Source organism: Klebsiella sp. 4_1_44FAA (genome assembly GCF_000238715.1).
In the GTDB taxonomy this organism is placed as follows: domain Bacteria; phylum Pseudomonadota; class Gammaproteobacteria; order Enterobacterales; family Enterobacteriaceae; genus Klebsiella; species Klebsiella pneumoniae.
Map to the genome: position 1 here is coordinate 17,673 of NZ_JH414808.1, position 18,413 is coordinate 36,085.

16 protein-coding genes are annotated in these 18,413 nt (G+C 57.5%); 13 read left to right on the plus strand and 3 right to left on the minus strand.

Translation table 11 applies throughout. The annotated features are described in order from the left end of the window. Positions 1–39: 39 nt before the first annotated feature. The 3 genes from HMPREF1024_RS02525 to rhlB form a co-directional block, all read right to left on the minus strand. Positions 40–966 carry a LysR family transcriptional regulator gene (locus tag HMPREF1024_RS02525; protein ID WP_002883211.1) on the minus strand — a complete coding sequence of 309 codons (927 nt, stop codon included), beginning with the start codon at positions 964–966 and terminating at the stop codon, positions 40–42. A 19-nt stretch (positions 967–985) separates the two neighbouring features. Next, complete coding sequence (gene gppA, locus HMPREF1024_RS02520) at positions 986–2,494, minus strand: guanosine-5'-triphosphate,3'-diphosphate diphosphatase (protein WP_004150419.1); 1,509 nt, start codon at positions 2,492–2,494, stop codon at positions 986–988. Between the two features lie 118 nt (positions 2,495–2,612). Next, on the minus strand, positions 2,613–3,878 hold the full coding sequence (rhlB, locus tag HMPREF1024_RS02515) for an ATP-dependent RNA helicase RhlB (protein ID WP_002883222.1): 1,266 nt from the start codon (positions 3,876–3,878) through the stop codon (positions 2,613–2,615). Positions 3,879–4,219: 341 nt separating this feature from the next. On the opposite strand from rhlB, the gene trxA reads away from it, so the two are divergent. From trxA to wzyE, 13 genes are all read left to right on the plus strand, one after another. Continuing rightward, positions 4,220–4,549, plus strand: a complete 330-nt coding sequence (gene trxA / locus HMPREF1024_RS02510; RefSeq protein WP_002883224.1) for a thioredoxin TrxA — start codon at positions 4,220–4,222, stop codon at positions 4,547–4,549. Between the two features lie 330 nt (positions 4,550–4,879). Next, positions 4,880–6,139 (plus strand): transcription termination factor Rho, encoded by a 1,260-nt coding sequence (rho, locus tag HMPREF1024_RS02505; RefSeq protein WP_002883293.1) that lies wholly within the window; start codon positions 4,880–4,882, stop codon positions 6,137–6,139. Positions 6,140–6,379: 240 nt separating this feature from the next. Further along, on the plus strand, positions 6,380–7,483 hold the full coding sequence (gene wecA, locus HMPREF1024_RS02500) for a UDP-N-acetylglucosamine--undecaprenyl-phosphate N-acetylglucosaminephosphotransferase (protein ID WP_002883295.1): 1,104 nt from the start codon (positions 6,380–6,382) through the stop codon (positions 7,481–7,483). A gap of 13 nt (positions 7,484–7,496) precedes the next feature. After that, a complete protein-coding gene (wzzE, locus tag HMPREF1024_RS02495; RefSeq protein ID WP_002883296.1) occupies positions 7,497–8,543 on the plus strand; it encodes an ECA polysaccharide chain length modulation protein in 1,047 nt (348 codons plus the stop codon). A 56-nt stretch (positions 8,544–8,599) separates the two neighbouring features. Beyond that, positions 8,600–9,730, plus strand: a complete 1,131-nt coding sequence (wecB, locus tag HMPREF1024_RS02490; RefSeq protein WP_002883297.1) for a non-hydrolyzing UDP-N-acetylglucosamine 2-epimerase — start codon at positions 8,600–8,602, stop codon at positions 9,728–9,730. After that, positions 9,727–10,989, plus strand: coding sequence for a UDP-N-acetyl-D-mannosamine dehydrogenase (gene wecC / locus HMPREF1024_RS02485; RefSeq protein WP_004181644.1), 1,263 nt, complete (start codon positions 9,727–9,729; stop codon positions 10,987–10,989). The genes wecB and wecC overlap by 4 nt, the downstream gene beginning before the upstream one ends. Further along, positions 10,986–12,053 (plus strand): dTDP-glucose 4,6-dehydratase, encoded by a 1,068-nt coding sequence (gene rffG / locus HMPREF1024_RS02480; RefSeq protein WP_009309746.1) that lies wholly within the window; start codon positions 10,986–10,988, stop codon positions 12,051–12,053. The genes wecC and rffG overlap by 4 nt, the downstream gene beginning before the upstream one ends. 18 nt (positions 12,054–12,071) lie before the next feature. Further along, positions 12,072–12,953 (plus strand): glucose-1-phosphate thymidylyltransferase RfbA, encoded by an 882-nt coding sequence (gene rfbA, locus HMPREF1024_RS02475; protein WP_002883307.1) that lies wholly within the window; start codon positions 12,072–12,074, stop codon positions 12,951–12,953. Continuing rightward, positions 12,931–13,605, plus strand: a complete 675-nt coding sequence (gene rffC / locus HMPREF1024_RS02470) for a dTDP-4-amino-4,6-dideoxy-D-galactose acyltransferase (RefSeq protein ID WP_004146507.1) — start codon at positions 12,931–12,933, stop codon at positions 13,603–13,605. The genes rfbA and rffC overlap by 23 nt, the downstream gene beginning before the upstream one ends. A 5-nt stretch (positions 13,606–13,610) precedes the next feature. Continuing rightward, positions 13,611–14,741, plus strand: coding sequence for a dTDP-4-amino-4,6-dideoxygalactose transaminase (gene rffA, locus HMPREF1024_RS02465; RefSeq protein ID WP_002883310.1), 1,131 nt, complete (start codon positions 13,611–13,613; stop codon positions 14,739–14,741). A gap of 1 nt (position 14,742) precedes the next feature. After that, positions 14,743–15,993 (plus strand): lipid III flippase WzxE, encoded by a 1,251-nt coding sequence (gene wzxE / locus HMPREF1024_RS02460; RefSeq protein WP_009309747.1) that lies wholly within the window; start codon positions 14,743–14,745, stop codon positions 15,991–15,993. Beyond that, positions 15,990–17,066 carry a TDP-N-acetylfucosamine:lipid II N-acetylfucosaminyltransferase gene (locus HMPREF1024_RS02455; protein WP_004146501.1) on the plus strand — a complete coding sequence of 359 codons (1,077 nt, stop codon included), beginning with the start codon at positions 15,990–15,992 and terminating at the stop codon, positions 17,064–17,066. Before wzxE ends, HMPREF1024_RS02455 begins: the two co-directional genes overlap by 4 nt. Further along, positions 17,063–18,409, plus strand: a complete 1,347-nt coding sequence (gene wzyE, locus HMPREF1024_RS02450; protein ID WP_009309748.1) for an ECA oligosaccharide polymerase — start codon at positions 17,063–17,065, stop codon at positions 18,407–18,409. The genes HMPREF1024_RS02455 and wzyE overlap by 4 nt, the downstream gene beginning before the upstream one ends. The last annotated feature ends 4 nt before the right edge of the window (positions 18,410–18,413 follow it).

Consider the following 18,413-nt stretch of genomic DNA (forward strand, 5'->3'; position numbering starts at 1 on the left):
GGTTATTAATAAAACCAATACACGGGCGTATTTTGTTACTTAGATTTTAATAGAAGTACTCTGCTGTGCGGGATCGGCAAGCGTAGCGATCAGCGAGCGTAGCCAGATATGTCCGGGATCGCGGTGCAGCCGCTGATGCCAGACCTGACGGATGGCGATTTTGGCGAGGGGAAAAGGCAGCGGCCAGCTGCGGCAGGGATAGCGCCGGGTGATATGCCGCGCCACCTGTTCCGGGACGACGGCAATCATATCGCTTTCGGCCACCAGCTCACCGGTACCTAAAAAGCTTGGTAACGTTAGCGCAATGCGCCGGGGCATGTGGTGCTCATCAAGCAGCTTATCCATATCGCCATGGGCAGTTCCCTCCACGCGGATCGCCAGATGCTTTTCCTGGCGCCAGTCTTCGGCGCGGAGCTGTGCGCGAATGCGAGGATGGTTTTCCGCAGCCAGGCAGACATATGATTGATCGAAGAGATGTTGCTGGTAGACGCTTTCCGGAAGCTGCGTCAGATAGCCGATCGCGAGATCGCATTTCCCGGATTCGAGGGCGTTGAGGGTCTGCTCATCCAGATTCTGCACCGTAAAGGTGATCCCGTCCGCCGCCTGCTGCTGGAGCGCAATTTGCAATAAAGGCAGCAGCGTCATTTGGCTGATATCGGTCATACCGATCGTAAAATTACGCTGGCTCTGCTGGGGAAGAAATTCAGGTTTGACCGCTAAATCGTTATCGGCAAGCTGGAGAAGAGTCGAGATGGTGGGGGCGATCGCGTCCGCTCGCGGCGTCGGGATCATCCGCTGCCCGACCCGGACAAACAGCGGGTCAGCAAAATGATCTCGTAGTTTTTTCAGCAAAAGGCTGCCGGTGGGCTGGCTGATATCGAGCGCGTCCGCTGCTGGGGAAACATTGCCCAAGCGGTAGAGCGCAGAGAAAAAGCGTAGCGATTTGAAATCCAGTTCTTCCCGCATCCGCCCTCCTGGCTGGATATTATTTCAGCGTATCGCCGCTGGCGACCCGAAGTATCCAGTGGACGTAGCTTTGCCACTGACACTCCTGATCGACCATCTCCCGACCCAGCGGATGTTCATCCAGCCAGTTTCCCGGCAATATCAGCGTCAGTTGTTCGTCTTGAGCGGTCAGCTGAATGGCGGGCAACAGATCGTCGCGCCGCCGGCTGGCAAACAGGATTGCCAGTCGCAGCAGACGACACAGATGCTCAGCCACCCGCGGCGGGACGGCATTCTGTTGATGAAGCGAAGAGAGGTCGATAGCGTTAGTCTGGTTAAGGAGCAGCGTGGCAATCAGCTTCTTCTGCGCCGGGGTAAACCCCGGCAGGTCGAGGTTATTGACCAGATAGGCGGCGTGCTGCGGCGCGCGCTTAAAATCCACGCTCAGCCCAATCTCATGCAGCGCACAGGCGCTAAGGAGTAAATCACGGCTTAGCGGATCCAGCTCCCAGCTGCCATCCAACTGACTGAGCAGATGACTGGCAAGGCCGCCGACGCGCTGGGCCTGTTCGGTGTCGATCATAAAACGACGCTGAATATTACGCAGCGTGCGGCTGCGGATGTCCTGCTCAACGGAGAGATGCAGCATGCCGTACACCAGGCCTTCGCGTAACGCGCCGCCCGCGAGGGTCATACACTGAATATTCAGTTCGCTGAAGATAGCGATCAGGATCGCCAGCCCGCTAGGAAACACCAGCGCCCGCTCAAGGGTTAAGCCTTCGATCTCCAGCTCTTCCAGACGTCCGCACTGGATAGCGCGCTGTTTAAGCTGCTGGAGTTTGGCGAGGGTGATTCGTTCATCCATCCCCTGCGCCATCATAATTTCCTGCAGAGCCTGAACGGTGCCGGAGGCGCCAACGCACACTTTCCATCCGTGATAGCGCAGCACATCGGCGACGGGCAGTAGCACCTCGCGCGCAGCCGCTTCGGCGAGATCGAAATTCTCTTTCGTCAGACTACGGTCGGCAAAATAGCGTTCAAGCCAGGTCACACAGCCCATCGACAGGCTAAACAGCGAGGTTGTTTGTGCGCCGGTCCCGGTCACCAGCTCGGTGCTGGCGCCGCCGATATCGACCACCAGGCGCTGATCGGCGCCGCCGGTGGTGTGGGCGACACCCTGGTAAATCAGGCGCGCTTCTTCTTCGCCGCTGATCACTTGCACTGGAGTGCCGAGGATCTCCTGAGCTTTCGCCAGAAACTCCCCCGCATTGACGGCAAGACGCAGCGTGGCGGTGGCCACGACGCGGATTTGCGTCGGCGGAATATCCTGCAGGCGCTCGGCAAACAGGCGTAAGCACTGCCAGCCCCGTTCCATCGCTTCTGCGGAGAGGGTGTTGTCGCTATTCAGGCCGGCGGCCAGTCGAACCTTACGCTTAATGCGGCTCAGCGTCTGGATGCTGCCCGCCACCTCGCGCACCACCAACATATGGAAACTATTGGAGCCCAAATCAATGGCGGCATATAGCGAGGTGGAGCTCATACTCTTCATCGTTCAGAAGGCTCCCTGGTCGGCGGGGCGCTTAGGCCCGATCCACATCACTGAGCGGGTCGCCAGAGGAAGGTCGCCCTGGCAGATTCTGAATGACTGAGCGTATGGCATAGATCTCTTAACCTGAACGACGACGATTGCGCGGTGGACCGTTACGGCGCGGGCCGTTGCCTGGGCGCGCACGGGTCAGACGCAGCGGCTTAGGCAGGTCGGTCATCAGCGCGTCCGGGTTGTACTTACTGACCGGAATTGAGTGACCAATATAGGTTTCGATCGCCGGCAGATTCAGCGCATACTCTTCGCAGGCGAGGCTAATGGAGTGACCGCTGGCGCCAGCGCGACCGGTACGGCCGATGCGGTGAACGTAATCTTCGCAGTCGTCCGGCAGATCGTAGTTAAAGACGTGAGTCACGGCCGGAATATGTAAGCCACGGGCGGCAACATCGGTCGCGACCAGAATATCGAGGTCGCCACGGGTAAATTCTTCGAGAATGCGCAGACGTTTTTTCTGCGCCACGTCGCCGGTCAGCAGACCTACGCGATGGCCGTCGGCGGCGAGATGGCCCCAGATATCTTCGCAACGGTGCTTGGTATTGGCGAAAACGATGGCGCGATCGGGCCACTCTTCTTCCAGCAGCGTCTGCAGCAGGCGCATTTTTTCTTCATTGGAAGGGTAGAAGAGCTCTTCTTTAATACGGTGGCCTGTCTTCTGTTCCGGCTCGACTTCAACGTACTCGGCGTTATTCATTTGTTCGAACGCCAGTTCGCGGACGCGATAAGAAAGGGTCGCGGAGAACAGCATGTTCAGGCGCTGAGTGGCCGGCGGCATGCGGCGGAACAGCCAGCGGATATCTTTAATAAAGCCGAGATCGTACATGCGATCGGCTTCGTCCAGCACGACAACCTGAATGGCGCCGAGGTTAATGTGGTTCTGCTTCGCGTAATCGATCAGACGACCAGTGGTACCGATCAGAATATCGACGCCGCTTTCCAGCACTTTCAACTGCTTATCGTAGCCGTCGCCGCCGTAAGCCAGACCCAGCTTCAGACCGGTGGCCTGCGCCAGTGGCTCAGCGTCGGCGTGGATCTGTACCGCCAGTTCACGCGTCGGCGCCATAATCAGCGCGCGCGGTTGGTTAACCTGGCGATCGGCGATAGCCGGGTGAGAGAGAAGATAATGAAACGTTGACGTCAGGAACGCCATCGTTTTACCGGTACCGGTTTGCGCCTGCCCGGCGACATCGCGGCCTTCCAGCGTCAGCGGAAGGGCGAGGGCCTGAATGGGTGTGCAATTATGAAACCCTTTCTTTTCAAGGGCTTCAATGACTGCCGGGTGCAGGGCGAAGTCGGAAAACTTCTGTTCTGTTAAATGTGTTTTGCTCATAGTGTGGTAGAATATCAGCTAACTATTGCATTAAGAAAGCGTATCCGGTGAAATAACGTCAACCTTTCGTTGGCGGTGTACGAAATTATTCAAGGTACGTCTACGGTAACTGAACGAATCCAGAATAGCTTAGACTACTAAGCGAGTCGGGAGCGATAAATCTGCAGCATGCAGTTCGCGTTCGGGCACCCTGGCGTCAACAGGCGAGTCCATGATGGATTGCGCCAGTTGGCAGGCCAGAGAATTGAGGTATCCTGAAGAATAGCGTGCATAACGTAGCCGCAGCGCGTCGTTGATGGCTACGACACCAACACACCAGGCTTATTCCTGTGGAGTTAAATATGAGCGATAAAATTATTCACCTGACTGACGACAGTTTTGACACGGACGTACTCAAGGCTGACGGGCTGACCCTCGTCGATTTCTGGGCAGAGTGGTGTGGTCCGTGCAAAATGATCGCCCCGATTCTGGATGAGATCGCTGAAGAGTATCAGGGCAAACTGACCGTAGCTAAGCTGAACATTGACCAGAACCCGGGCACTGCGCCGAAATACGGCATTCGCGGTATCCCAACCCTGCTGCTGTTTAAAAACGGCGAAGTGGCGGCCACTAAAGTTGGCGCACTGTCCAAGGGTCAGCTGAAAGAGTTCCTCGACGCTAACCTGGCGTAAGCGAATTGCTGTTCCGGCGTCCAGATTCCTATTTTTTGCGGAACTCTGGACGCCCGGCTGGAGTCGTGCTAAGTTAATCCACAGACTTCGTTTTAAACATACCTTGTTTGAATCTTGTTTTACCCGAAGCATCCCGCATAAATGCGCGTGAAGCTAATAATTCCGGGCTTTTCACTCATTCCGTCTAGTCGTTTCAGTTCTGCGTTCTTTCCTGTGACCAGGCAACGTACAGACACGAGATGAAGGCCGTTAACAGGCATGGAAGTTCCTGCCATACCATTCACAACATTAAGTTCGAGATTTACCCCGAGTTTAAGAACCCACACCACTATGAATCTTACCGAATTAAAGAATACGCCGGTTTCTGAGCTGATTACTCTCGGCGAAAATATGGGGCTGGAAAACCTGGCTCGTATGCGTAAGCAGGATATTATTTTTGCCATCCTCAAGCAGCATTCGAAGAGTGGCGAAGATATCTTTGGCGACGGCGTACTGGAGATACTGCAGGATGGATTTGGATTCCTCCGCTCCGCAGACAGCTCCTACCTCGCCGGCCCTGACGACATCTACGTATCCCCCAGCCAAATCCGCCGTTTCAACCTCCGCACTGGTGACACCATTTCCGGTAAGATTCGTCCTCCGAAAGAGGGTGAACGTTACTTTGCGCTGCTGAAAGTTAACGAAGTTAACTACGACAAGCCGGAAAACGCGCGTAACAAGATCCTGTTCGAGAACTTAACGCCGCTGCACGCGAACTCTCGCCTGCGTATGGAGCGTGGTAACGGTTCTACCGAAGACTTAACCGCTCGCGTACTGGATCTGGCCTCCCCGATTGGCCGCGGCCAGCGTGGCCTCATCGTCGCGCCGCCGAAAGCCGGTAAAACCATGCTGCTGCAGAACATCGCGCAGAGCATCGCATACAACCACCCGGACTGTGTCCTGATGGTACTGCTGATCGACGAACGTCCGGAAGAAGTGACCGAGATGCAGCGTCTGGTGAAAGGTGAAGTGGTTGCTTCCACCTTTGACGAGCCGGCATCCCGTCACGTGCAGGTTGCCGAGATGGTTATTGAGAAAGCGAAACGTCTGGTTGAACACAAGAAAGACGTTATCATCCTGCTCGACTCTATTACCCGTCTGGCGCGTGCCTACAACACCGTGGTTCCGGCTTCCGGTAAAGTGTTGACCGGTGGTGTGGACGCCAACGCCCTGCACCGTCCGAAGCGTTTCTTTGGTGCGGCACGTAACGTCGAGGAGGGCGGTAGCCTGACCATCATCGCCACGGCGCTGATCGACACCGGTTCCAAAATGGACGAAGTTATCTACGAAGAGTTTAAAGGCACCGGTAACATGGAACTGCACCTCTCTCGTAAGATTGCTGAAAAACGCGTCTTCCCGGCTATCGACTACAACCGTTCCGGTACCCGTAAAGAAGAGCTGCTTACCACTCAGGAAGAGCTGCAGAAAATGTGGATCCTGCGCAAAATTATCCATCCGATGGGTGAGATTGATGCGATGGAATTCCTCATCAATAAGCTGGCAATGACCAAGACGAATGATGACTTCTTCGATATGATGAAGCGCTCGTAAGGTAAAAAAAGCCAAAAACGCCACGCCTTTGCGTGGCGTTTTCATTTTTGGGTTTGTATGATCCAGAGACAGAGAAAGCGGGACGAAAGTTGTCGTATAATGGCGCCGGATAGCAGGCGGAGACAGCTTTAACAGACTAAAATCTATACAATAAATTTGTAATGTTCTGCTTTTCCCCTTCTGGAGTTGGGGCATCATCGCTATACTTCCCGGATTAACTATGCTGAGAGCACATGCGTTGTGAATTTACTCACTGCTATTACTGAATTAATCAGTATTTTCTTATTCACGACCCTCTTTATTTTTGTCGCGCGGAAAGTGGCAAAAAAGATCGGGTTAGTGGATAAACCCAACTATCGCAAACGGCATCAGGGGTTGATTCCGTTGGTCGGTGGTATCTCAGTTTATGCAGGTATCTGTTTCACTTTCGCCATCGCCGATTATTATATTCCTCACGCCTCGCTGTATCTGGCCTGCGCGGGGGTATTGGTGCTGGTTGGCGCGCTTGACGATCGCTTCGACATCAGCGTGAAAATTCGCGCGGTCATTCAGGCCGCGATCGCCGTGATTATGATGATGGCAGGGAATCTGCATCTGAGTAGTTTGGGCTTTATTTTTGGCTCGTGGGAACTGGTGCTGGGGCCCTTCGGCTTCTTCCTGACGCTGTTTGCCGTCTGGGCCGCTATCAATGCGTTCAACATGGTCGATGGTATCGACGGCCTGCTCGGCGGACTGTCATCGGTCTCTTTTGCGGCGACCGGGATTATCCTTTGGTTTGATGGTCAGTACAGCCTGGCGATGTGGTGTTTCGCGATGATCGCCGCCATTCTACCCTATATTCTTCTCAATCTTGGCGCCCTCGGCCGCCGCTATAAAGTCTTTATGGGTGACGCCGGCAGCACGATGATTGGCTTCACCATCATCTGGATCCTGCTGGAAACCACGCAAGGTAAAACGCATCCCATTAGCCCGGTGACCGCGCTGTGGATTATCGCTATCCCGTTGATGGACATGGTGGCGATTATGTATCGCCGCCTGCGCAAAGGCATGAGTCCTTTCTCACCGGACCGTCAGCATATTCATCATTTGATCATGCGCGCCGGGTTTACTTCCCGCCAGGCGTTTGTCCTGATTACCCTGGCCGCCGCCCTGCTGGCGCTGGTTGGCGTCGTGGCGGAATACACCCGCATTGTGCCGGAATGGGTGATGTTAATTCTCTTTTTGGTAGCCTTCTTTCTTTATGGCTACTGTATTAAGCGCGCCTGGAAAGTGGCGCGCCTGGTTAAGCGCATCAGACGCAGAATTCGGCGACACAGCGGCAATAATCCGAAACTAACCAAGTAGAGCTGGGGATGTGATGACTCAACCATTACCGGGAGCACAAGCAGTGAACGTTGAGAACGAGCTGGATATTCGCGGGCTGTTTCGCGCTTTATGGGCAGGAAAAGGCTGGATAGTCGGCGGCGCCGTACTCTTCGCCGCCATCGTGCTGGTGTACACCTTCTTTGCTCGCCAGGAGTGGAGCGCCACGGCGATCACCGATCGGCCTACTGTCAATATGTTGGGGGGATACTATTCCCAACAGCAGTTCTTACGCAATCTGGACATTAAAGCCGACCTCGCCTCGGTCGACCAGCCTTCCGCCATGGATGAAGCGTATAAAGAGTTCATCATGCAGCTGGCCTCCTGGGATACCCGGCGCGATTTCTGGCTGCAAACGGACTACTACAAGCAGCGTCAGTCGGGTAATGCCCGCGCTGATGCGGCGATGCTGGATGACCTGATTAACAATATCCAGTTTATGCCAGGCGATGCGGCCAAGAGCATTAACGACAGCGTCAAACTGACCGCCGAGACCGGGCAGGATGCCAATAATCTGTTGCGTCAGTATGTGGCCTTCGCCAGCCAGCGGGCGGCAGGCCATCTTAACGACGAACTTAAAGGCGCCTGGGCGGCGCGGACGGTGCAGATGAAGGCGCAGGTGAAGCGCCAGGAAGAGGTGGCCGAGGCCATCTTCAACCGCCGGACGCACAGCGTGGAGCAGGCGCTGAAGGTGGCTCAGCAGCACAATATTTCACGTAGCGAAACGGATGTTCCTGCCGATCAGTTGCCGGATTCAGAGCTATTTTTATTGGGCAGGCCGATGCTGCAGGCCAGGCTGGAAAACCTGCAGGCCGTCGGGCCGGAATATGACCTCGATTACGACCAGAACCGCGCCATGCTGAGCACGTTGAACGTCGGTCCAACGTTAGATCCGCGTTTTCAGACTTACCGGTATTTGCGGACGCCAGAAGAACCTGTAAAACGCGATAGCCCGCGCCGTGTATTTCTGATGGTGATGTGGGGGATTGTGGGTGCGCTCATCGGCGCAGGCGTGGCGTTATCGCGTCGTCGTGTCCTGTGATTGCGGCCTGTGGTGAAGGGCAGATGACCTTCATCGCCTAATCGAAGAGAATCGATGTGAAAGTACTAACTGTATTTGGCACGAGGCCGGAAGCCATCAAGATGGCGCCTCTGGTCCATGCGCTGGCAAAGGATCCTCATTTTGAGGCGAAAGTATGCGTGACCGCGCAGCATCGGGAGATGCTCGATCAGGTGTTGAAACTTTTCTCTATTGTCCCGGACTACGATCTCAACATCATGAAGCCGGGGCAGGGGCTGACCGAGATCACCTGTCGCATCCTTGAAGGGCTGAAGCCGGTGCTGGAGTCGTTTAAACCCGACGTGGTGCTGGTGCATGGCGATACCACCACCACCATGGCGGCGAGCCTGGCGGCGTTTTACCAGCGGATACCGGTGGGTCACGTAGAGGCCGGCCTGCGCACCGGCGATTTAAGTTCGCCGTGGCCGGAAGAAGGCAACCGTACGTTGACCGGCCATCTGGCGACATACCATTTCGCCCCCACGGAAACCTCGCGGCAGAACCTGCTACGGGAAAATATTGCCGACAGTCGGATCACGGTCACCGGGAATACGGTCATTGACGCCCTGTTCTGGGTGCGGGATCGGGTGCTGGGTGATGAAGCGCTACGGGAGACCCTGCTGCAGCGCTATCCTTTCATCAGCCACGGTAAAAAGATGATTCTGGTTACCGGCCACCGGCGGGAAAGCTTTGGGCTCGGTTTTGAACAGATCTGCCAGGCGCTGGCCGAGATAGCCCATACCCACCCTGAGGTGCAGATTGTCTATCCGGTTCACCTGAATCCTAATGTCAGCGAGCCGGTGAATCGTATTCTTGGTCATATTGACAATGTGATGTTGATTGAACCGCAGGATTACCTGCCGTTCGTCTGGCTGATGGATCGCGCCTGGCTGATCCTGACCGATTCCGGCGGCATTCAGGAAGAGGCCCCCTCGCTGGGTAAGCCGGTGCTGGTCATGCGCGATATGACCGAACGTCCGGAAGCGGTGGCCGCCGGCACCGTGTGTCTGGTGGGCACCGACAGCCAGCGCATCGTCGCGGAAGTGACGCGACTGCTGGAGGATGATGCTGCATACCAGGCGATGAGCCGCGCGCATAATCCCTATGGCGATGGCGAAGCATGTCGTCGCATTTTGTCTGCACTTAAAAATAATCAGGTAACGCTATGAGTTTTTCTACCATTTCAGTGATTGGCCTTGGCTATATCGGGCTGCCAACCGCTGCCGCGTTCGCCTCCCGGCAGAAGCGGGTGGTCGGCGTTGATGTTAATCAACATGCCGTGGAGACCATTAACCGTGGAGAGATTCATATCGTGGAGCCAGATCTGGCGAGCGTGGTGAAGACCGCGGTCGAGCAGGGGTATTTAAGCGCCACCACCACCCCGGTGGAGGCGGATGCTTACCTGATTGCCGTGCCGACGCCGTTTAAAGATCGCCACGAGCCGGATATGGTGTTTGTCGAGTCGGCCGCCAAATCCATTGCGCCGACGTTAAAGAAAGGCTCGCTGGTGATCCTCGAGTCCACCTCACCGGTCGGGTCGACCGAACAGATGGCCGAGTGGCTGGCGGAGATGCGCCCGGATCTTAGCTTCCCCCAGCAGGTGGGTGAAGCGGCGGACGTGAATATCGCCTACTGCCCGGAGCGGGTATTGCCCGGTCAGGTGATGGTCGAGCTGATTAAAAACGACCGCGTTATCGGCGGCATGTCGCCGGTCTGCTCCGCTCGCGCCAGCGAGCTGTATAAAATCTTCCTTGAAGGCGAATGCGTGGTGACCAACTCGCGCACCGCCGAGATGTGCAAGCTGACGGAAAACAGCTTCCGCGACGTCAACATCGCTTTTGCCAACGAGCTGTCGCTGATTTGCGCCGACCAGGGGATTAACGTCTGGGAGCTGATCCGCCTGGCGAACCGCCATCCGCGCGTCAATATCCTGCAGCCGGGCCCGGGTGTTGGCGGCCACTGTATCGCCGTCGACCCATGGTTTATCGTGGCGCAAAACCCGCAGCAGGCGCGTCTGATCCGCACCGCTCGCGAGGTCAACGACCACAAGCCGGAATGGGTTATCGAACAGGTGAAAGCGCAGGTGGCGGACTGCCTGAATGCCACCAACAAGCGGGCCAGCGAACTGACGATCGCCTGTTTTGGCCTCGCTTTTAAACCGAATATTGACGACCTGCGCGAAAGTCCGGCGATGGAAATTGCCGCGCAGATTGCCCGCTGGCACAGCGGCACGACCCAGGTGGTTGAGCCCAACATTCACGCGCTGCCGAAGAAACTCGATGGACTGTGTACGCTGGCGCCCCTTGAGGCGGCGCTGGCCAGCGCCGATGTGCTGGTGATGTTGGTCGATCATAACCAATTTAAAGCCGTTAGCGGCGATAGCGTCACCCAGGCGTTTATCGTCGACACCAAAGGAGTGTGGCGGTGAGAACCATTCTGGTCACCGGCGGCGCGGGCTTCATTGGTTCGGCGGTAGTGCGGGAGATTATCCAGCACACCGCCGATCGCGTGGTGGTGGTGGATAAACTGACCTACGCCGGCAATTTAATGTCGCTGGCGCCGGTGGCGCAGGATGCGCGTTTCGCCTTTGAACAGGTGGATATCTGCGACCGCGCCGAGCTGGATCGCATTTTTCGTCAGCATCAACCGGATACGGTGATGCACCTGGCGGCGGAAAGCCATGTCGATCGTTCGATTGACGGCCCGGCGGCGTTTATCGAGACTAATATCGTGGGCACCTATACGCTGCTGGAGGCGGCCCGTAGCTGGTGGAATACCCTGGCTACGGCGCAAAAATCGGCGTTTCGCTTCCATCACATCTCCACCGATGAAGTGTATGGCGATCTGCACGGCAGCGATGATTTCTTTACCGAGACCACGCCCTATGCGCCAAGCAGCCCCTATTCGGCTTCGAAAGCCAGCAGCGACCACCTGGTGCGCGCCTGGCTGCGAACCTATGGCCTGCCGACGCTTATCACCAACTGCTCAAATAACTACGGCCCGTATCACTTTCCCGAGAAGCTGATCCCGCTGACGATCCTTAACGCGCTGGCGGGCAAGCCGCTGCCGGTGTATGGCAATGGACAACAGATCCGCGACTGGCTGTACGTGGAAGATCACGCCAGAGCGCTGTATCTGGTGGCGACCCGCGGCGAACCGGGCGAAACTTACAATATCGGCGGTCATAACGAACGGAAAAATATCGAGGTGGTGGAAACCATTTGTCAGCTGCTGGAAGAGCTGGCGCCGGATAAGCCGCAGGGCGTGGCGCACTATCGCGATCTGATCGCCTTCGTTACCGATCGTCCGGGCCACGATCTGCGCTATGCCATTGATGCCTCGAAGATTGCCCGCGAGCTGGGCTGGACGCCGGCAGAGACTTTCACCTCCGGTATGCGTAAGACCGTGGCGTGGTATCTGGCGAACGAGGCCTGGTGGCGTCAGGTTCAGGACGGAAGCTATCAGGGCGAGCGTCTTGGGCTGCAAAGCTAATCATCTCTGGGGGGAATGATGAAAGGTATTATTCTGGCGGGCGGTTCCGGAACGCGGCTACATCCCATCACCCGCGGCGTATCGAAGCAGCTGTTGCCGATCTACGATAAGCCGATGATCTACTACCCGCTGTCGGTATTAATGCTGGCCGGGATCCGTGAGATCCTGATTATCACCACGCCGGACGACCTACGTGATTTCCAGCGCCTGCTCGGCGATGGCTCAGAGTTTGGCATTGCGCTGCACTATGCCGTACAGCCGACGCCGGATGGTTTAGCCCAGGCGTTTATCATCGGCGAAGCCTTTCTTAACGGCGAACCGGCGTGTCTGGTGTTAGGCGACAATATCTTCTTCGGCCAAAGCTTTAGCCCGAAGCTGCGCAGCGTCGCTGCCCGCACGGAAGGGGCGACGATTTTTGGCTATCAGGTGATGGATCCTGAGCGCTTTGGCGTGGTGGAGTTTGATGATAACTTCCGTGCGCTATCGCTGGAAGAGAAGCCGAAGCAGCCGAAGTCGAACTGGGCGGTCACCGGTCTCTATTTCTACGATGGCAAGGTGACGGAGTATGCCAAACGGGTCAAGCCATCCGAGCGCGGCGAGCTGGAAATCACCTCCATCAACCAGATGTATCTGGAGGATGGCGCATTGACCGTCGAACTGCTTGGACGCGGCTTTGCCTGGCTGGACACCGGCACCCACGATAGCCTGATCGAGGCCAGCATGTTCGTGCAGACCGTCGAGAAGCGCCAGGGCTTTAAAATCGCCTGTCTGGAAGAGATCGGCTGGCGTAACGGCTGGCTGGACGACGACGGCGTCAAACGTGCGGCGAAGCGGCTGGAAAAAACCGGCTACGGCCAATATCTGCTGGATCTGCTCCGTGCCCGTCCGCGCCAGTATTGACCCCCTGGAGTGGGAGAACCGCTTCTTTGCCGTGAACAGCGCGATCGTGCGCTTTGACGAGCACGCGCCGCGGCTGACGCCTGAGGCGCTGGCGGGGTGGTCGCGAGTGCAGGCGAAGATCGCCGCCAGCGACACCGTCCGGCTGGACGCGCTGCAGCGGCTGGGTTTTCAGCTGGTGGAAGGTGAGGTCGATCTGGCGCTGCCGGTGGGCAGCCCTGCAGATGCCGGCGCAGACGTCGCCGTGGAAGCGGATATTGCGCCACTGCGCGAGCAGGCGGCGCAGGCATTTGCCATGAGCCGCTTTCGCGCTCCCTGGTACGCTGCCGACGCCAGCGGCCGCTTCTATGCCCAGTGGATTGAAAATGCGGTGCGCGGCACCTTCGATCATCAGTGCCTGATTTACCGCCATCCTGAGGGCGATATTCGCGCCTTTGTCTCCCTGCGGCAGATCACTGCGACCGAAGCGCGTATCGGCCTGCTGGCCGGACGCGGCGCCGGGGCGCAGTTGATGCAGGCGGCGCGGTACTGGGCCGCCTCGCGCGGACTTTCTACACTGCGGGTGGCGACCCAGATGGGCAACACCGCCGCGCTTAAACGTTATATTCTTAGCGGTGCTAACGTGGAAAGCACCGCCTACTGGCTATACAGGTGACCCCCATGATCCCATTTAACGCGCCGCCGGTGGTTGGAACCGAGCTTGATTACATGCAGTCTGCGATGAACAGCGGCAAGCTGTGCGGCGACGGCGGCTTTACGCGCCGCTGCCAGCAGTGGATGGAGCAGCGATTTGGCACGGCAAAAGCGCTACTGACCCCTTCCTGCACGGCTTCGCTGGAGATGGCCGCGCTGCTGCTGGATATCCAGCCGGGCGACGAAGTGATTATGCCCAGCTATACCTTTGTCTCCACCGCCAACGCCTTTGTGCTGCGCGGGGCGAAAATCGTCTTCGTTGATATCCGTCGCGATACGATGAATATCGACGAAACGCTCATCGAAGCCGCCATCACCGATAAAACCCGGGCGATTGTCCCGGTGCATTATGCCGGCGTAGCCTGCGAGATGGACACCATCATGGCCATCGCCGACAAATACAACCTGTTTGTGGTGGAAGACGCCGCACAGGGGGTGATGTCCACCTACAAGGGGCGCGCGCTGGGCACCATCGGCCATATCGGCTGCTTCAGCTTCCATGAAACCAAAAACTATACCGCCGGCGGTGAGGGCGGGGCGACGCTGATCAACGATCGCACGCTGGTGGAACGCGCGGAGATTATTCGCGAAAAAGGCACCAACCGCAGCCAGTTCTTTCGCGGCCTGGTGGATAAATATACCTGGCGGGACATTGGCTCCAGCTATCTGATGTCCGACCTGCAGGCCGCCTATCTGTGGGCGCAGCTGGAAGCGGCGGAGCGCATCAACCAGCAGCGCCTGGCCCTGTGGCAGAACTACTATGATGCGCTGCTGCCGCTGGCGCGCGCCGGGCGTATCGAACTGCCGACGGTTCCGGCCGACTGCGGGCAAAACGCGCACATGTTCTACATTAAGCTGCGTGATATCGAGGATCGCAGCAGACTGATCGCCTGGCTGAAAGAGGCGGAGATCCTCGCGGTATTCCATTACATTCCCCTGCACAGCTGCCCGGCAGGCGAACAGTTCGGCGAATTCCGCGGTGAAGACCGCTACACCACTCAGGAGAGCGAGCGTCTGGTACGCCTGCCGCTGTTTTACAATCTGTCTGTGGTGAACCAGCGGACGGTGATTAACTCGCTGCTGAGCTACTTCTCCTGATATGTCGTTAGCAAAAGCCTCACTGTGGACGGCGGCATCGACGCTGGTCAAAATCGGCGCCGGTCTGCTGGTCGTCAAGCTGCTGGCCGTCTCGTTTGGGCCGGCGGGCGTTGGCCAGGCTGGTAACTTCCGGCAACTGGTCACCGTACTCGGCGTGCTGGCCGGGGCCGGGATATTTAATGGCGTCACGAAGCTGGTGGCGCAGCATCACGACGATCCCCCGCGCCTGAAGCAGGTGGTGGGCACCTCGTCGGCGATGGTGCTTGGCTTTTCCACCCTGCTGGCGCTGGTATTTTTACTGGCGGCGGCGCCGATAAGCCAGGGGCTGTTCGGCCATACGCACTATCAGGGGCTGGTACGCCTGGTGGCGCTGGTGCAGATTGGGATCGCCTGGGCGAATTTCCTGCTGGCGCTGATGAAAGGCTTTCGCGATGCGGCGGGTAACGCCTTCTCGCTGATTGCCGGGAGCCTGATCGGCGTGGCGGCTTACTATGCTTGCTACGTGTTGGGAGGCTATCAGGGCGCGCTGCTGGGGCTGGCGTTAGTTCCAGCGCTGGTGGTGGTCCCGGCGGGTATTATGCTCTGGCGGCGGGGTAATATCCCGCTGAGCGCCCTGCGTCCGCGCTGGGATAACGGTCTGGCGGGACAGCTATCGAAATTTACCCTGATGGCGCTGATAACCTCGGTGACCCTGCCGGTAGCCTATGTGATGATGCGTAATCTGCTGGCGGCGCATTACGGCTGGGAGGCGGTCGGGATCTGGCAGGGGGTGAGCAGCATCTCCGATGCCTACCTGCAGTTTATTACCGCCTCGTTTAGCGTCTATCTGCTGCCGACGCTGTCGCGGCTGAGCGCCAAAACGGATACCACCCGCGAGATAGTCAAGTCGCTGAAATTCGTCCTGCCGGCAGTAGCGGCGGCGAGCCTGACGGTCTGGCTGCTGCGCGATTTTGCCATCTGGCTGCTGTTTTCCGATCGCTTTACCGCGATGCGTGACCTGTTTGCCTGGCAGCTGGTGGGCGACGTTTTAAAAGTAGGCGCTTACGTCTATGGCTATCTGGTGATCGCCAAAGCGTCGCTGCGTTTTTATATTCTGACGGAAATCAGCCAGTTCGCACTGCTGACCGCATTCTCACACTGGCTTATACCGGCGCACGGCGCGGTTGGCGCGGCGCAGGCGTATATGGCCACTTATATTGTTTATTTCGCCCTTTGTAGTGGCGTGTTTTTACTCTGGCGTAAACGGGCATGACAGCACTGATACATGTACTGGGATCGGATATCCCGCATCATAACCAGACCGTACTGCGGTTCTTTAACGACGAACTGGCCGCCGACCCGCAGGCCAGGAGATTTATGATCGTCGGTGATGAGGCCAGCGTGCGTGATGGGTATCCGGCGCTGGATGTCACCTGTTATCCGGGGAAAAAGGCGCTGGCGCAGGCAGTGATTGCTACCGCGAAAGCCAACCGCCAGCAGCGCTTTTTCTTCCACGGCCAGTTCAATACCGGGCTGTGGCTGGCGTTGTTGAGCGGTGGCATCCGCCCGTCGCAGTTTAACTGGCATATCTGGGGGGCGGATCTGTATGAAAATTCTGCCAGCCTGAAGTTTCGCCTGTTCTATCCGCTGCGCCGTATGGCGCAGGGGCGGGTAGGGCGCGTTTTCGCCACCCGCGGCGATCTCAGCTGGTTCGCTAACCGCCATCCGCGCGTCCCGGGCGAGCTGCTCTACTTCCCGACCCGTATGGATCCGGCGCTGAATACCCTGGCCGATAACGCTCCGCGCGGTGATACCCTGACTATTCTGGTGGGCAACTCCGGGGATCGCAGCAATGAACATATTGCCGCGCTGAAGGCAATCCATCAGCAGTTTGGCGATACGGTAAACGTCATCGTGCCGATGGGCTATCCAGCGAAAAACGACGCCTATATCAATGAGGTTCGCGAGGCGGGGGCGGCGCTGTTTAGCGGTGAGCATCTGCAGATCCTCAGCGAGAAGCTGGAGTTTCATGATTATCTGGCGCTGCTGCGCCGCTGCGATCTGGGCTATTTTCTGTTTGCCCGCCAGCAGGGGATCGGCACCCTGTGTCTGCTGATTCAGGCGGGCATCCCCTGCGTGCTCAATCGGGAAAACCCGTTCTGGCAGGATATGGCCGAGCAGCATGTGCCGGTGCTGTTCACCAGCGACGCGCTGGACGTCAGCGTGGTGCGCGAAGCGCAGCGTCAGCTGGCGAGCGTGGATAAATCCGCTATCGCCTTCTTCCGGCCGAACTATCTGACGGGCTGGCGGCGGGCGCTACGGTTAGCGGCGGAGGGGCAGGCATGACGTTAATGCAATTTAGCGGGCTGCTGGTGGTCTGGCTGCTGTCGACGCTGTTCATCGCCACCGCCACCTGGTTTGAGTTCCGTCGGGTACGCTTTAACTTCAACGTTTTTTTCTCGTTGCTGTTTCTGCTGACCTTTTTCTTCGGCTTCCCGCTGACCAGTATTCTGGTGTTCCGCTTTGACGTCAGCGTGGCGCCGCCGGAGATTTTGCTGCAGACGCTGCTGATCGCGGTGTGCTTCTACGCAGTCTACTACGTGACCTATAAAACGCGGCTGCGTTCGGCATCGCGTGAGGTTGCGCATCGCCCGCTGTTTACCATGAACCGGGTGGAAACCCATCTGGCGTGGGTCATTTTGATGGGGCTGGCGCTGCTGTGCGTCGGCATCTTCTTCGCCCACAACGGTTTCCTGCTGTTTAAGCTCAACTCCTACAGCCAGATTTTCTCTGCTGAAGTGTCCGGCGTGGCGTTGAAGCGCTTCTTTTACTTCTTTATTCCGGCGATGCTGGTGGTCTATTTTCTGCGCCAGGATTATAAGGCGTGGATCTTCTTCCTCGTCAGCACGGTGGCCTTTGGTTTGCTGACCTACGCCATCGTCGGCGGGACCCGCGCCAATATCATCATCGCCTTCGCCATCTTTCTGTTCATCGGTATTATTCGCGGCTGGATCAGCCTGTGGATGCTGGCGGCGGCGGGTGTGCTGGGTATTGTCGGCATGTTCTGGCTGGCGCTGAAGCGCTACGGGATGAACGTCAGCGGCGACGAAGCGTTTTATACCTTTCTGTATCTCACGCGCGACACCTTCTCACCGTGGGAGAACCTGGCGCTGCTGCTGCAGAACTACGACAAGATCGATTTCCAGGGTCTGGCGCCGATGATCCGCGACTTCTACGTCTTTATCCCCAGCTGGATGTGGCACGGTCGCCCGACGATGGTGCTCAATACCGCCAACTACTTTACCTGGGAAGTATTAAAAAACCATTCGGGGCTGGCGATCTCGCCGACGCTGATTGGCTCGCTGGTGGTGATGGGCGGCGTCTGGTTCGTACCGCTGGGCGCCGTGGCGGTAGGGTTGATTATTAAATGGTTCGACTGGCTGTATGAGCTGGGCAACCGGGAGAGCAATCGCTATAAAGCGGCTATCCTGCACAGTTTCTGTTTCGGCGCTATCTTCAACATGATAGTGCTGGCGCGCGAGGGGCTGGATTCGTTCGGCTCCCGCGTGGTGTTTTTCCTCGTGATCTTTGGTATCTGCTTGCTGGCGGCGAAACTGCTGTACTGGTTCCTGGATAGCGTGGGACTGATTCATAAGCGCGTAAAACCGCTTTCGCAACCGCAAGTCTGAGAAG

Coding starts and splice junctions, on each gene's coding strand:
- rhlB (WP_002883222.1), bottom strand. CDS start 3,878: ATGAGCAAAACACATTTAACAGAACAGAAGTTTTCCGACTTCGCCCTG.
- rffA (WP_002883310.1), top strand. CDS start 13,611: ATGATCCCATTTAACGCGCCGCCGGTGGTTGGAACCGAGCTTGATTAC.
- trxA (WP_002883224.1), top strand. CDS start 4,220: ATGAGCGATAAAATTATTCACCTGACTGACGACAGTTTTGACACGGAC.
- HMPREF1024_RS02525 (WP_002883211.1), bottom strand. CDS start 966: ATGCGGGAAGAACTGGATTTCAAATCGCTACGCTTTTTCTCTGCGCTC.
- wzyE (WP_009309748.1), top strand. CDS start 17,063: ATGACGTTAATGCAATTTAGCGGGCTGCTGGTGGTCTGGCTGCTGTCG.
- HMPREF1024_RS02455 (WP_004146501.1), top strand. CDS start 15,990: ATGACAGCACTGATACATGTACTGGGATCGGATATCCCGCATCATAAC.
- rfbA (WP_002883307.1), top strand. CDS start 12,072: ATGAAAGGTATTATTCTGGCGGGCGGTTCCGGAACGCGGCTACATCCC.
- wecC (WP_004181644.1), top strand. CDS start 9,727: ATGAGTTTTTCTACCATTTCAGTGATTGGCCTTGGCTATATCGGGCTG.
- gppA (WP_004150419.1), bottom strand. CDS start 2,494: ATGAAGAGTATGAGCTCCACCTCGCTATATGCCGCCATTGATTTGGGC.
- rho (WP_002883293.1), top strand. CDS start 4,880: ATGAATCTTACCGAATTAAAGAATACGCCGGTTTCTGAGCTGATTACT.
- wzxE (WP_009309747.1), top strand. CDS start 14,743: ATGTCGTTAGCAAAAGCCTCACTGTGGACGGCGGCATCGACGCTGGTC.
- wzzE (WP_002883296.1), top strand. CDS start 7,497: ATGACTCAACCATTACCGGGAGCACAAGCAGTGAACGTTGAGAACGAG.